This is a genomic window from Mesorhizobium sp. M7D.F.Ca.US.004.03.1.1, from assembly GCF_003998635.1.
Classification (GTDB): domain Bacteria; phylum Pseudomonadota; class Alphaproteobacteria; order Rhizobiales; family Rhizobiaceae; genus Mesorhizobium; species Mesorhizobium loti.
Map to the genome: position 1 here is coordinate 1 of NZ_RZQG01000137.1, position 9,877 is coordinate 9,877.

General features: G+C 61.6%; 19 protein-coding genes and 1 tRNA gene. 13 read left to right on the forward strand and 7 right to left on the reverse strand.

All coding sequences use genetic code 11. From position 1 onward, the window contains the following. The 3 genes from EN935_RS10870 to EN935_RS10880 all read right to left on the reverse strand — a co-directional run. On the reverse strand, positions 1–214 hold a 214-nt coding region (locus EN935_RS10870; RefSeq protein ID WP_164771079.1), incomplete at its 3' end, for a hypothetical protein. Positions 215–445: 231 nt separating this feature from the next. Then, entirely contained in the window at positions 446–979 is a 534-nt protein-coding gene (locus tag EN935_RS10875) for a hypothetical protein (protein WP_127263058.1), read from the reverse strand. After that, entirely contained in the window at positions 976–1,164 is a 189-nt protein-coding gene (locus tag EN935_RS10880; RefSeq protein ID WP_127263057.1) for a hypothetical protein, read from the reverse strand. The genes EN935_RS10875 and EN935_RS10880 overlap by 4 nt, the downstream gene beginning before the upstream one ends. A gap of 335 nt (positions 1,165–1,499) precedes the next feature. On the opposite strand from EN935_RS10880, the gene EN935_RS42770 reads away from it, so the two are divergent. The 12 genes from EN935_RS42770 to EN935_RS10930 all read left to right on the forward strand — a co-directional run bounded on the left by EN935_RS42770 (position 1,500) and on the right by EN935_RS10930 (position 6,198). Beyond that, positions 1,500–1,628, forward strand: coding sequence for a hypothetical protein (locus tag EN935_RS42770; RefSeq protein WP_281040330.1), 129 nt, complete (start codon positions 1,500–1,502; stop codon positions 1,626–1,628). Between the two features lie 97 nt (positions 1,629–1,725). Beyond that, positions 1,726–1,932 (forward strand): hypothetical protein, encoded by a 207-nt coding sequence (locus EN935_RS10885; protein ID WP_127263056.1) that lies wholly within the window; start codon positions 1,726–1,728, stop codon positions 1,930–1,932. Then, positions 1,929–2,687, forward strand: a complete 759-nt coding sequence (locus tag EN935_RS10890) for a hypothetical protein (RefSeq protein WP_164757594.1) — start codon at positions 1,929–1,931, stop codon at positions 2,685–2,687. Before EN935_RS10885 ends, EN935_RS10890 begins: the two co-directional genes overlap by 4 nt. 76 nt (positions 2,688–2,763) lie before the next feature. Beyond that, positions 2,764–2,970: a hypothetical protein gene (locus tag EN935_RS10895; protein WP_127263055.1), complete on the forward strand. Its 207-nt coding sequence runs from the start codon at positions 2,764–2,766 to the stop codon at positions 2,968–2,970. Further along, positions 2,967–3,185: a hypothetical protein gene (locus EN935_RS10900; RefSeq protein WP_127263054.1), complete on the forward strand. Its 219-nt coding sequence runs from the start codon at positions 2,967–2,969 to the stop codon at positions 3,183–3,185. Before EN935_RS10895 ends, EN935_RS10900 begins: the two co-directional genes overlap by 4 nt. A gap of 279 nt (positions 3,186–3,464) precedes the next feature. Next, positions 3,465–3,641: a hypothetical protein gene (locus EN935_RS40750; RefSeq protein WP_164757593.1), complete on the forward strand. Its 177-nt coding sequence runs from the start codon at positions 3,465–3,467 to the stop codon at positions 3,639–3,641. A gap of 52 nt (positions 3,642–3,693) precedes the next feature. Continuing rightward, positions 3,694–4,170: a helix-turn-helix domain-containing protein gene (locus EN935_RS10905; protein WP_127263053.1), complete on the forward strand. Its 477-nt coding sequence runs from the start codon at positions 3,694–3,696 to the stop codon at positions 4,168–4,170. A gap of 140 nt (positions 4,171–4,310) precedes the next feature. Next, entirely contained in the window at positions 4,311–4,523 is a 213-nt protein-coding gene (locus EN935_RS10910) for a hypothetical protein (protein WP_127263052.1), read from the forward strand. An 18-nt stretch (positions 4,524–4,541) separates the two neighbouring features. After that, a complete protein-coding gene (locus EN935_RS10915; RefSeq protein WP_127263051.1) occupies positions 4,542–4,925 on the forward strand; it encodes a hypothetical protein in 384 nt (127 codons plus the stop codon). After that, positions 4,906–5,868 (forward strand): site-specific integrase, encoded by a 963-nt coding sequence (locus EN935_RS10920; protein WP_127263050.1) that lies wholly within the window; start codon positions 4,906–4,908, stop codon positions 5,866–5,868. The genes EN935_RS10915 and EN935_RS10920 overlap by 20 nt, the downstream gene beginning before the upstream one ends. Then, positions 5,865–6,059: a hypothetical protein gene (locus EN935_RS10925; protein WP_127263049.1), complete on the forward strand. Its 195-nt coding sequence runs from the start codon at positions 5,865–5,867 to the stop codon at positions 6,057–6,059. Before EN935_RS10920 ends, EN935_RS10925 begins: the two co-directional genes overlap by 4 nt. A 50-nt stretch (positions 6,060–6,109) precedes the next feature. Then, positions 6,110–6,198, forward strand: a tRNA-Leu gene (locus EN935_RS10930). Positions 6,199–6,389: 191 nt separating this feature from the next. Here the strand turns inward: EN935_RS10930 and EN935_RS10935 are convergent. From EN935_RS10935 to EN935_RS10950, 4 genes are all read right to left on the reverse strand, one after another. Then, a complete protein-coding gene (locus tag EN935_RS10935; protein ID WP_127263048.1) occupies positions 6,390–6,758 on the reverse strand; it encodes a hypothetical protein in 369 nt (122 codons plus the stop codon). A gap of 338 nt (positions 6,759–7,096) precedes the next feature. Further along, positions 7,097–7,306, reverse strand: a complete 210-nt coding sequence (locus tag EN935_RS10940) for a hypothetical protein (protein ID WP_109671774.1) — start codon at positions 7,304–7,306, stop codon at positions 7,097–7,099. 13 nt (positions 7,307–7,319) lie between these two features. Continuing rightward, positions 7,320–7,577, reverse strand: a complete 258-nt coding sequence (locus tag EN935_RS41965) for a PilZ domain-containing protein (RefSeq protein WP_109671738.1) — start codon at positions 7,575–7,577, stop codon at positions 7,320–7,322. Between the two features lie 237 nt (positions 7,578–7,814). After that, on the reverse strand, positions 7,815–8,393 hold the full coding sequence (locus EN935_RS10950) for an NUDIX domain-containing protein (RefSeq protein WP_126069266.1): 579 nt from the start codon (positions 8,391–8,393) through the stop codon (positions 7,815–7,817). 154 nt (positions 8,394–8,547) lie between these two features. Here EN935_RS10950 and EN935_RS10955 point away from each other — a divergent pair, with 154 nt between their 5' ends. Then, on the forward strand, positions 8,548–9,651 hold the full coding sequence (locus tag EN935_RS10955) for an NADH:flavin oxidoreductase/NADH oxidase (RefSeq protein WP_127263047.1): 1,104 nt from the start codon (positions 8,548–8,550) through the stop codon (positions 9,649–9,651). Positions 9,652–9,877 lie beyond the last annotated feature (226 nt).

Consider the following 9,877-nt stretch of genomic DNA (forward strand, 5'->3'; position numbering starts at 1 on the left):
CGCCAAATGCGTCGAGGCGCTTGGTTGCGAGCCTCGTCAGGTGGGCCTCGTGGGCCGCGATGGCGGCGGCAACCTTGCGCTCATGGGCGGCGGTCGAAATCTCGATGTCGACGGCGAGGCGCTCGGTCTTGGCTTCCTGCTTGATGGCGTGAGCGTGGAGCTTGTCGACCATCTTGTTGAGGGCTTTGGTGATCTTGGAAACGGAATTGAACATGAAATATCTCCGATAGTGCATTGATTTGGATGGATTTTTGGCGTCAGATGACTTGCCAAGGCTCGGTGGTCCGTAGGTCGTGGACCTTGAAGTCTCGCCGGAAATAGAGGTGCCAGCGGTAGGCGTGAGGGTGGCGGATGTCGTCGAACTGCGCCCAGGTCGTGCCGCTTGGACCCTTGCGGATCAGTGCGGTTTTCCCTGAGGCAGTGTGAGTGCCTCGGGTCAGTGTCCTCATGCAGCGAGGCTGATGATCTGAGCGTGGAAGTTCTGGCGAGGCTGGAACGAGACACGCTCGCCCTCTCGGACTTCCTCACGGATGCGCTCGATGCGCGGCCCTTGCTGCATCTTGAGGATGCGGGCCATGAGTTCCTCGACGCTGTCCTCGGGGATGATCAGTTGCTGGGTGCGGGTATGGGCCGGGGCGAAGTGGACGAAGTCCTCAAGGCTCCTGCGTTCCCGGTTGGGCATGAACTGCGGCTGGGCGTCGATGGGACGGAAGTTGTCCCAGTGGTTGCCCATGGTGTGCATGACCTCGATCTTGCGGCCCATGAGGTGGACCGGAAGCTGCGGTAGGTGATGCCCCCGGTACTCATGCATATCGCGCATGTATTCCCAGTTCATCGGCGCGGTGAAGGGGATCAGGCGCTGCCACCACGGCTGCGCTCTGCGGGATAGGATGCGGGTCTTGGCCTCGGCCACGGCCTCTCGGAAGGCCTCCTGAGCAAGCTCGGCCTCGGCCTCGCGGACGATGTCCTCGGGGCTCATTTGCTGCCGAAGGCCTGCTCGGCGATGACGACGACGTCGTTCGGGTCGCTGAACGAGTTGCCCTTGCGGTTCGGCGTCAAGCTTTTGACGACGACGCGGAACGCCCACGACTCCGAGGGGATCGTGACGTAGTTCTGCCGGGTCACCTTGTCGCCGCGCCAGTTGGTGTACGGTTCTTCGTGCATGACGGCCTTACCGTCCGCATCGACCTCGTAGAGGCTGGACGCTTGGCCATGTTGGCCCGAGCCGTGTCATTGCTAACCGACTTGCGGGAACTCATGTTGGCTGGATAGGCGCTGGTGGCGGTCTTGGCGGGAGCCTTGGCCTTGGAGGTCGATGCGGTCTTACCGCTGTCGGGACGCGGAGTAGGCGCGGGGCCTTCTTCGGGGTCGTCGCGGCGACCTTGGTGTTGTAGCTTTTCCCGCCAAACGAGAAGGTGGACTTGCCTCCCTTCCTCGCGGCGTTGAACGCTTTACCGCGTCAAGATCACCGAGCGTGGCCGCTTCGTGAGGTTCCTCTAATGAGCGCCCTCGAATGGACTGCCGCCGCCATGCTGGCCGGGATGGTCTACATCCTGTGCTTTTCCGACCTGATCGTCGGGCTCCTCGCAAGGGGCATCGTGGCTGAACTCGTGAGGCTGTGGCTGTGAGCCCGCCCGTCGTCGAGAGCCTAGTCGCCGTCGTCCTGTGGTCAGGCCTGATCACGTTCTGCGCCGTGTTTTTCATCAAGACCCTGAGGGAACCCAAATGACCGGCAAGCCTGTCGCCAAGTCGCTTCACACCGTCACCGTGCTGGTCAAGCTGGCTCAGTACCTCATGCATCACCGGATCATGAGCGACCCGCACGATGCCTTGGATGAGGCGCTGGAAGTCCTCGACCTCGACTTCAAACCCGACCCGTATGGGCTGGACGCTGCCGCCCGTAAGCAACTCCTCGCGGGAGCCTCGAAATGACCTATACCCAAACCGACAAGCCGCTGCGGGTCCTCGTCGCCTGCGAATACTCGGGCACCGTTCGCCGCGCCTTCGCCGCCCGTGGTCACGACGCGTGGTCCTGTGACCTCCTGCCGTCTGCTGATCGCTCGAACAAGCACCTGATCGGCGATGCCCGCGACTTCCTGAACGATGGCTGGGACCTCCTCATGGTCGCTCATCCGCCTTGCACTCGACTGTGCAACTCAGGGGTCCGGTGGCTCTCTGAGCCGCCCGGCAAGCTCACCGCCGAGCATTACAGCGCGGTCGAGATCGCTGCCTACAAGACCATGAGCCGCGACGAGCGCCTGGCCTTCATGTGGCGCAAGCTCGACGAGGGTGCGGAACTGTTCTCGGCCTTCTGGAACTCGCCCATCGAGCGCGTCTGCATCGAGAACCCTGTGATGCACCAACACGCCAAGGACCGCATCCGCAACTACGCCCCGTTCGCTCAGTCGGTCCAGCCGTGGCAGTACGGCGAGCCTGAGAGCAAGCGCACATGCCTCTGGATGCGTGGTCTCGACCCGCTCGTGCCGACCTATCGGACATGGGACGAATGCCGTGACGCCTTGGGGCTCCCTTCGGACGCCAAGCCTGAGCAGCGGGTGCATTCCGTCTCGCCGGGTCCCGCCCGGTGGGCCGAGCGCTCGAAGTTCTTCGACGGCATCGCCAACGCCATGGCCGACCAGTGGGGTAAGCTCCCTGCGGCTCCCTTCCTGTACCGCGAGGCCGCGTGATGCCGTGGATCGCAATCGGACTGCTGACGTGGACGTTCGTCTGCGTCGTTCCCGCCCTCCTACTCCTGAGGACACCATGAGCGACACACCCATCACCGACGAGGAGCGCGAGGCGCTTCTGGCCTTCAAGGCCGAGTATGGCCGCGAGTGGCGGCAGTACCTCCAAGCCGCGTGGCTGTCCTACGCCTACAAGGGGCGGCACATGGCTGGCAAGGACACCGGCATCCTTAGGAGCATCCGCAACCAGCGCGGCTGTCAGTGGCTGGAGAGGGTCAAGATATGAACATCACATACGTCTGCCAGAAGCTGGCCGAACGCACCACCAGCGGCGACACTTGGCTGCTGCACAACGAGCATAAGGACGGCGGCAAGACCCTCATGGGCTTCCACCGGACCCGCAAGGCCTGCCTGCTGGTCGCTCAAATCTTCGCCGGACGCCGCAAGGTCGTCGTCCGCAACAAGCCCGTCAGGATCGACGCTTGGAGGTGCGATGCATGAGCCATCTGATCAGCCGCGACACCGCCGCGCTTATCACCCTCGCAGCTTTCGCCGTCCTCTATGGATGCGCCGCCGTGGCGACCTTCCGGCGCAAGCGCAAGAGGCCGAGCGGGTAGACCTGATCACCGCGAACGGTCGCACATTCTGGAAGATCACGCCCCCTTGGATCAAGGGACGCCGCCCAACCACAACCTATCGAGAGGTTCTGCCGTGAACACCTGTACCGACACCGAGAAGCAAGGCTGGCTCGACCGCTGGCTCAATGGGAGGGACTGAAACATGCACACGCAGAAGATCATCACGCTGCTGACCGACACCATCGTCGCCGCAGCCTCGGCCATCGAGAAGGTCAATGACCCGAAGGACGCCGAGCGCACCATCAAGAGCGCCTACTACGGCCTCGACAACGCCCTGACGCTGATCCGCAGGGAAATCTCACCGGCCCCTCGGGACTGATCCGCAACCCAAATCACCTGTCCACAACATTCAAGCAAGGAAAGTTAATTTCATGACAAAGACCGCTCTCACCGTCGCCCTCGCTCGCACTTTGACCGCTGGCACAAAGCTAATCCTGCTGGCCCATGAGGGACAGATGAACGCCCTGCCGGGTGCCACGGCCATCGTCGGCCCCAAGGGATACCACAGCCAGTATGGTGCCTCGTACCTCGACGTGATCTGGACGGACCCGATCAAGGCATGGTCGCAGAACAACGGCGGCTACTACCCGGAGAGCTTCGCCCTGGCCGAGCCTGCGGCTGGTCACGAACCCGTGAAAACCAAGCCTTTGACCCCTCAGGCCCGCGACGTCCTCAAGATGCTGCAGGCGTCTGGCCGGATCACCGGGGTGCAGGCCGCGAATGTCCTCAAGGTTCGCTCCCTATCCCGCCGCATCGTCGACCTGAAAGAGGCCGGTCACAAGATCGAGCGGAAGATGAAGGTCGACCACACGGGTCAGCGTTACGCCGAGTACAGCCTCGCAGCGTAGTCAATGCGACATTCCGTCAGTTGCGTTCACTGAATGTTTCTGAAAATTACACCGACGGTAGCGCAGGCATCCTTATACGGGGGTGCAAGGGGTGACCTGCGCGACCTATCGGCAACTGGGAACGAGGAACTTTAGTTAAAATGCGGATTATCTTCACGAAAGACGGCGGCAACCCCGTATGCGAAATGCTCGCCGCCTCAAAGGATCACTGGGATGCGTGTCTGATCGGGCACCAGATGATCAAGGACGGCCTCGCAGCCGACGCCGATGATTTTGACGTCACTCCAATCGTCTGCACTCGCGCAGAAGTTGACGATAACGCAACCTCTCTGTTAGAGAAGAGGTGCGGCTAACCAACAGGGAAAACCACGATGACCGAACTCCTCGATATGTCTGATTACGGAGCCTTGATGGCCGTGATCAGCGGCCTGCGCAAGTTCGCGCAGCATGACACCAAGATGCAGGTGTCGACCGTCCTCACGCTGCTGGAGATCGCAGCGGCCCGATCAAAGGGCGACGCAATATCTGTGCAGGACATCGAGAAGAACGTCGGGATGCAGTCGGGCACCTCGTCGCGGAATGTCTACTACTGGGGCGAAGGCCACAAGGACATGCGGGGTGGGCTTGAGTACATCACCATCGACTTCGACCCGCAGGATCGCCGCAAGCGGTCGCTGGCGCTCACGAACAAGGGCACGGCGTTCATCAACGAACTGATCAGAGGAGTGAAGGCAAGTGGCAAGGCAACGGGGTAAACGATGGCAAGCTGACGTCCTCATCGACGGCGTCCGAAAGCGACCAACCTTCGCCACCCAGGCGGAGGCCGAGGCCTACGAGCGGGCAATCGCCAGCGGCTTCGCGCCGACCACCACGACCACCTTTGGTCCCTTCGTGAACGAGCAGTTCAACCGGATATGGGGTGAGAACAAAGCCCAGTTCGCCATCCACACGAACCTGCGGGTCCTGTACCGCTACATCCCGGCTGACACGGCCCTCACGTCCATCGACAAGCACATGTGCGACCGCATGATCACCAAGATGATGAACGACGGGAAGGCTGGCGGCACCATCAACCGCAAGCTCGCCGTTCTGTCGAAGGTCCTCAAGCGAGCGCTGTTCATGGACCTGATCACCATCATGCCGACGTGGAAGCGCCCGAAGGAAGGCAACGCCCGCGACCGCGTGTGGACGAAGGCCGACGAACACAAGGCCGACCTGTTCTTCAAACACGCCGGGCTGGTCGAGGCGAGCGCCCTGACGCGCTTCCTGCTGCACACCGGTTGCCGAGTGGGCGAGGCTTACAAGCTCTCCCGCAAGGACGTGCATGGCGGCTTCGTGACGTTCCGCGAGACCAAGAACGGCACCACGCGGCGCATCATCCTGACGGCCACGGCCAAGGTGGCATGGGACGAAATCTGCAAGACCACCAACGCCGACATGCCGTTCGCCGAGTACCCGAGGGACACCTTCCGTGGCCACTGGGAACGTCTCCGGGCGCACTTCGAGGCCGAGGATGATCCGAACTTTGTCCCGCACATGCTGCGTCATACCTGCGCAACCCGGCTCGCCCTGGGTGGCGTCGATCTGCAGCGCATCAAGCTGTGGATGGGTCACAAGAGCATCCAGATGACACTACGATACTCCCACCTGATCCCTGAGAACCTCGACGTTGCCGCAAAGGCTCTAGAGGCAGCATGAGGAAGCCCACGCCCAAGCCTGAGCGGAAGAAGGTCGAGATGCTGGACGGTCGCGTCTACTTCTCGGACGACAACTGGCAGACGGTTTGGCAGTTTCGCGGCCACTCGAACGGCAGGAGCCACCGCATGGTTCTGGACAAACAGGAGGCCGACCAAGTGCGGCTGCTTGTCGCCTACGGGGCCGCCGACTAAGACGTGCGTGACAGTGTGCCAAAGCTGTGCCAAACGTGTGCCACTGTGCCGTGGGCGTGGCGAAACTGGTAGACGCAAGGGGCTTAAAACCCCTCGTCCTTTCAAGGACTTACGGGTTCGACCCCCGTCGCCCACACCACAGAAAATCAGACTTAAAATCCCTCGATCTCTGATCGTACGGGTTCGATTCCCGTCGTCCGCACCACTGCTGTGATTTGTGCAAGATTCGGCTTGAACCAGCCCGGAAACGACGGCGTTCCCAGCGCAGCCATCAAATGTCAGGCGTCGCGACACGAACCATGAACTGAAGGGGCAGCGCCGGTGTCCTGCTCACAGTGACGCCATACCGACAAGGGTTTGCGCGTGAGCATAGAGCTCGCGGCCGGCTCGCCGATATTCGATCTCCTCGCCGCTACAAACGACCATGAACTGCGCCGCGAACTCATAGGTGGTTGTGGCCGGGGTTGCGAGCATGGTTTCCACGATGCTGGACATGTCAGCATACACGCGAACCAGATCATTGTCGGAAATGTCAAAGGAGATCGATTCCCTGAGCGCCACCCAACGCCGAAAGCTTGCCAGGATCGGCCTTTCGTTCAAGTTTGCAGCAGAAGCCCTTTCCACTGCAGCGGCTCCTATTGCTGGAATGGAGACGACTGTGCCGAGCACAGTGCGACTGGTCGTTGCATGAAAAGTCATGTCCAAGTCCCTACGGTTGCAGCCAATTTTCTACGGTCGACAACCCGAAGCTGCATTGCTCTAAATCAAAATCATTGGCAAACGAGCCGAACCGAAGGAACACGCGCCAGACGGCTGCGCGCCGCATAACAAACGGCCCGGCACGCTCGCAGTCGGGGGACGTTGGGGTCGTGCCGGGCCGTTGCGGGTGGGCTTGGTTTGGGATCTTGCCCCGCACCGACCAGCGTATATCTATATTAGCCACGTCTCAATTAAGACTGAAGTCCTGCCGACCAAGAGCTCTTTGTTTTAACGCAATTCCGCACGGAGAACCGTTTCACACTTTTCCTGGAATTGCTCTAGCGGCCCAAGGGTTGCCTGGAAAGCGAAACCAGCTCTAGCTCGTCAGTTACGCCGGCCATGTAGTTTGCGATGATCCGAGACGCGAGCGCGCTGCGCGCTTCAGTCGATTGGCTGTTGAGCTTAAGTTGCTCAAAAACGCGCCCCAACAAGGCCAGTTCGGATGGATCAAAAATCCCTGCTTCCGTTGCTTTTCTCCGAATAGGCACGCGACCTCCCAACTCAGTATATTTGAATGCCAAGGCGCTCACGCCTTCGCCACCGCACCACAGCTCGATAGCTGGCGTCATCTTCAGGCACTAGAAGGACGAAACGGTCTGGAATTGTGACGCCGGGGTCCACCCGCAATTCCGCACCATGAGCGTGTTGATTTCTAACGGAGCAACCGATCTTCGCATCGTCCGTGATGATCGTCGCATCCTTCAGGACAATCCCACGAGCGTGAGAGCGTCGCTCCATTGGCGGATCAATGGGGGGCATGGTGTTATTCTTTCCGTAAATCCAGCAGTGAACGGTTGATGGACTTCAAACGCATGCTTGACTCGCAAAACCACGATTCAATTAGCTAGCACTAAAATGGTTCCCAAAACGCAAAGCCGACAGCGCTTCGTCTGTCCTGCCCTCGAGAAGCGCCCTCGCGGCCATCCATGACCTGCTTTGATGGCACCCATTTTCCAGCGCTCCGATGCCGGCAAGGCGCCGGATAGCCGCAGAGGGTCAAGCAGGGATCGGGTTCAGCTTCAGATGCTGGATCAGAATAATCGTCTTGGCATCGATGATGCGACCGTCGGAGATGCCGGCCAGCGCCTCGTCGAGCGGCATTTCCAACACCTCGATGTCCTCGCCCTCTTCCGGCGCGCCGCCGCCGGCCGAGATGCGGTCGGCGGGCGAATAGCGGGCGACGAAGAACCAGAGCCGTTCGGTGACGCTGCCCGGGCTCATATAGGGCGAAAAAAGCCGCTCGACGTTCTGCAGCCGGTAGCCGAGTTCTTCCTCGGCTTCCTTGCGGATGGCGGTCTCTGGATCGTTCTCGTCGAGCAGCCCGGCACAGGCCTCGATCAGCGGCTCGCGATGGCCGGTGACGTAGGCGGGATAGCGGAACTGGCGCACCAGAAGCACGGTCGAACGCGAAGGATCGTAAGGCAGGATCACAGCGCCGTCGCCGCGATCATAGGTCTGGCGTACCTGCGTCTCCCACTCGCCGTCACGCCGGCGGTAGTCGAGGACGGTCTTCTTCAGGACGGCCCAGTCGTCGGAGAGTATCTCTTCCGAACGGATGCGAATGCGATCTTCCATCACGGTCTCCATGCTACCCGGCCGAGGCGTAGCCGCGAACCGGCATTTGCGCAATGTAGACAATCGGTTCAAAAAGGCGTTTCACCGTCTCGTGTCTGGCGCGCTTCCGATCCATTGCCTAGATAGCGGCTTACCCCTCCCGGAGCCCCATTTCATGACAGCATCGCTTTTCCAGCCGATCACTCTCGACGGCCTCACCTTCCCCAATCGCATCGCGGTCGCGCCGATGTGCCAGTATTCGGCCGAAGACGGCTCGGCCAGCGACTGGCACCTCTATCACTGGATGAACCTCGCCATGTCCGGCGCCGGCATGGTCACGGTCGAGATGACCGATGTCGAGCGGCGCGGGCGCATCACGCATGGCTGCCTCGGCCTCTATTCCGAAGACAATGAGGCCGCCGCCCGCCGGACGCTGGATGCGGCAAGACGCGTCGCCGCACCCGGTACGAAATTCGGCTCTCAGCTTGCCCATGCCGGCCGCAAGGCCTCGAACCGCAAGCCGTGGGAGGGCGGCGGTCCGCTGCAGCCAAACGAGGATCCCTGGCAGACCGTGTCGGCCTCGGCCATCGCCTACGATACCGGCTGGAACGTGCCGCACGCGCTGGAGGACGAGGAGATCCTGCAGCTCATCGAACGCTTCACTGATGCGGCGAGGCGTGCCGAGCGCGCTGGCTTCGATTTCCTCGAACTGCATGCCGCGCACGGCTATCTGATCTTCCAGTTCCTGTCGCCCTTGTCCAACCAGCGCACTGACCGCTGGGGCGGCTCGCTGGAAAACCGCATGCGTCTTGTCGTCGAGATCGCCAAGGCGGTGCGGAAGGCAACGCCAAGGCTGATGCTCGGCGCGCGGCTGTCGGTGAAGGATTGGGTCGATGGCGGCTTCGACGTCGAGGACGCGATCGAAGTCGCGAAAGCACTCAAGGCCGTGGGTGTCGCCTATCTCTGCTGCTCGAGCGGCGGCAATTCACCGTTGCAGAAATTGCCCACCGGTCCCGGCTACCAGGTGCATCTGGCGGAAGCCGTGCGCAAGGGTGCGGATATTCCGACCCGTGCGGTCGGCCTGATCGACGACCCGAAGCAGGCCGAAGCGATCCTCACTGAGGGCCGCGCCGACATGGTGGCACTGGCGCGCGCCTTCCTTGCCGATCCGCGCTGGGGATGGCGTGCGGCGGCGACATTCAGCGAGACAATCCACCCGGCGCCACAGCTTGCCCGTTCGGTGACCACGATGCAGCACTGGATGAAGGCGGCGGACTGATCGGCGCGTTCTCTACCGGCGCGGTGTTGCCTCCTAGCCCTGGACAGTTTGCCACAGCTTCGCTTCAATTTTACTCGCAACATGTTACGTTGGGTGAGGCTGCGGCGGCGTGGCCGGGCTTGGGAGGAGATCATGTCGTTCAGGGCATTCTTGCCGGTTGCAGCGCTGACCGTTGTGGCCGGACTTTGGATCGGCACATCGACGCCGGCCGGCGCACAATATTGCG

What these genes read in the sequence shown, in the direction of transcription:
- EN935_RS10875 (WP_127263058.1), bottom strand. Translation starts at nt 979, where the DNA reads ATGAGCCCCGAGGACATCGTCCGCGAGGCCGAGGCCGAGCTTGCTCAG.
- EN935_RS10880 (WP_127263057.1), bottom strand. Translation starts at nt 1,164, where the DNA reads ATGCACGAAGAACCGTACACCAACTGGCGCGGCGACAAGGTGACCCGG.
- EN935_RS42770 (WP_281040330.1), top strand. Translation starts at nt 1,500, where the DNA reads ATGAGCGCCCTCGAATGGACTGCCGCCGCCATGCTGGCCGGGATGGTC.
- EN935_RS10885 (WP_127263056.1), top strand. Translation starts at nt 1,726, where the DNA reads ATGACCGGCAAGCCTGTCGCCAAGTCGCTTCACACCGTCACCGTGCTG.
- EN935_RS10890 (WP_164757594.1), top strand. Translation starts at nt 1,929, where the DNA reads ATGACCTATACCCAAACCGACAAGCCGCTGCGGGTCCTCGTCGCCTGC.
- EN935_RS10895 (WP_127263055.1), top strand. Translation starts at nt 2,764, where the DNA reads ATGAGCGACACACCCATCACCGACGAGGAGCGCGAGGCGCTTCTGGCC.
- EN935_RS10900 (WP_127263054.1), top strand. Translation starts at nt 2,967, where the DNA reads ATGAACATCACATACGTCTGCCAGAAGCTGGCCGAACGCACCACCAGC.
- EN935_RS40750 (WP_164757593.1), top strand. Translation starts at nt 3,465, where the DNA reads ATGCACACGCAGAAGATCATCACGCTGCTGACCGACACCATCGTCGCC.
- EN935_RS10905 (WP_127263053.1), top strand. Translation starts at nt 3,694, where the DNA reads ATGACAAAGACCGCTCTCACCGTCGCCCTCGCTCGCACTTTGACCGCT.
- EN935_RS10910 (WP_127263052.1), top strand. Translation starts at nt 4,311, where the DNA reads ATGCGGATTATCTTCACGAAAGACGGCGGCAACCCCGTATGCGAAATG.
- EN935_RS10915 (WP_127263051.1), top strand. Translation starts at nt 4,542, where the DNA reads ATGACCGAACTCCTCGATATGTCTGATTACGGAGCCTTGATGGCCGTG.
- EN935_RS10925 (WP_127263049.1), top strand. Translation starts at nt 5,865, where the DNA reads ATGAGGAAGCCCACGCCCAAGCCTGAGCGGAAGAAGGTCGAGATGCTG.
- EN935_RS10935 (WP_127263048.1), bottom strand. Translation starts at nt 6,758, where the DNA reads ATGACTTTTCATGCAACGACCAGTCGCACTGTGCTCGGCACAGTCGTC.
- EN935_RS41965 (WP_109671738.1), bottom strand. Translation starts at nt 7,577, where the DNA reads ATGCCCCCCATTGATCCGCCAATGGAGCGACGCTCTCACGCTCGTGGG.
- EN935_RS10950 (WP_126069266.1), bottom strand. Translation starts at nt 8,393, where the DNA reads ATGGAAGATCGCATTCGCATCCGTTCGGAAGAGATACTCTCCGACGAC.
- EN935_RS10955 (WP_127263047.1), top strand. Translation starts at nt 8,548, where the DNA reads ATGACAGCATCGCTTTTCCAGCCGATCACTCTCGACGGCCTCACCTTC.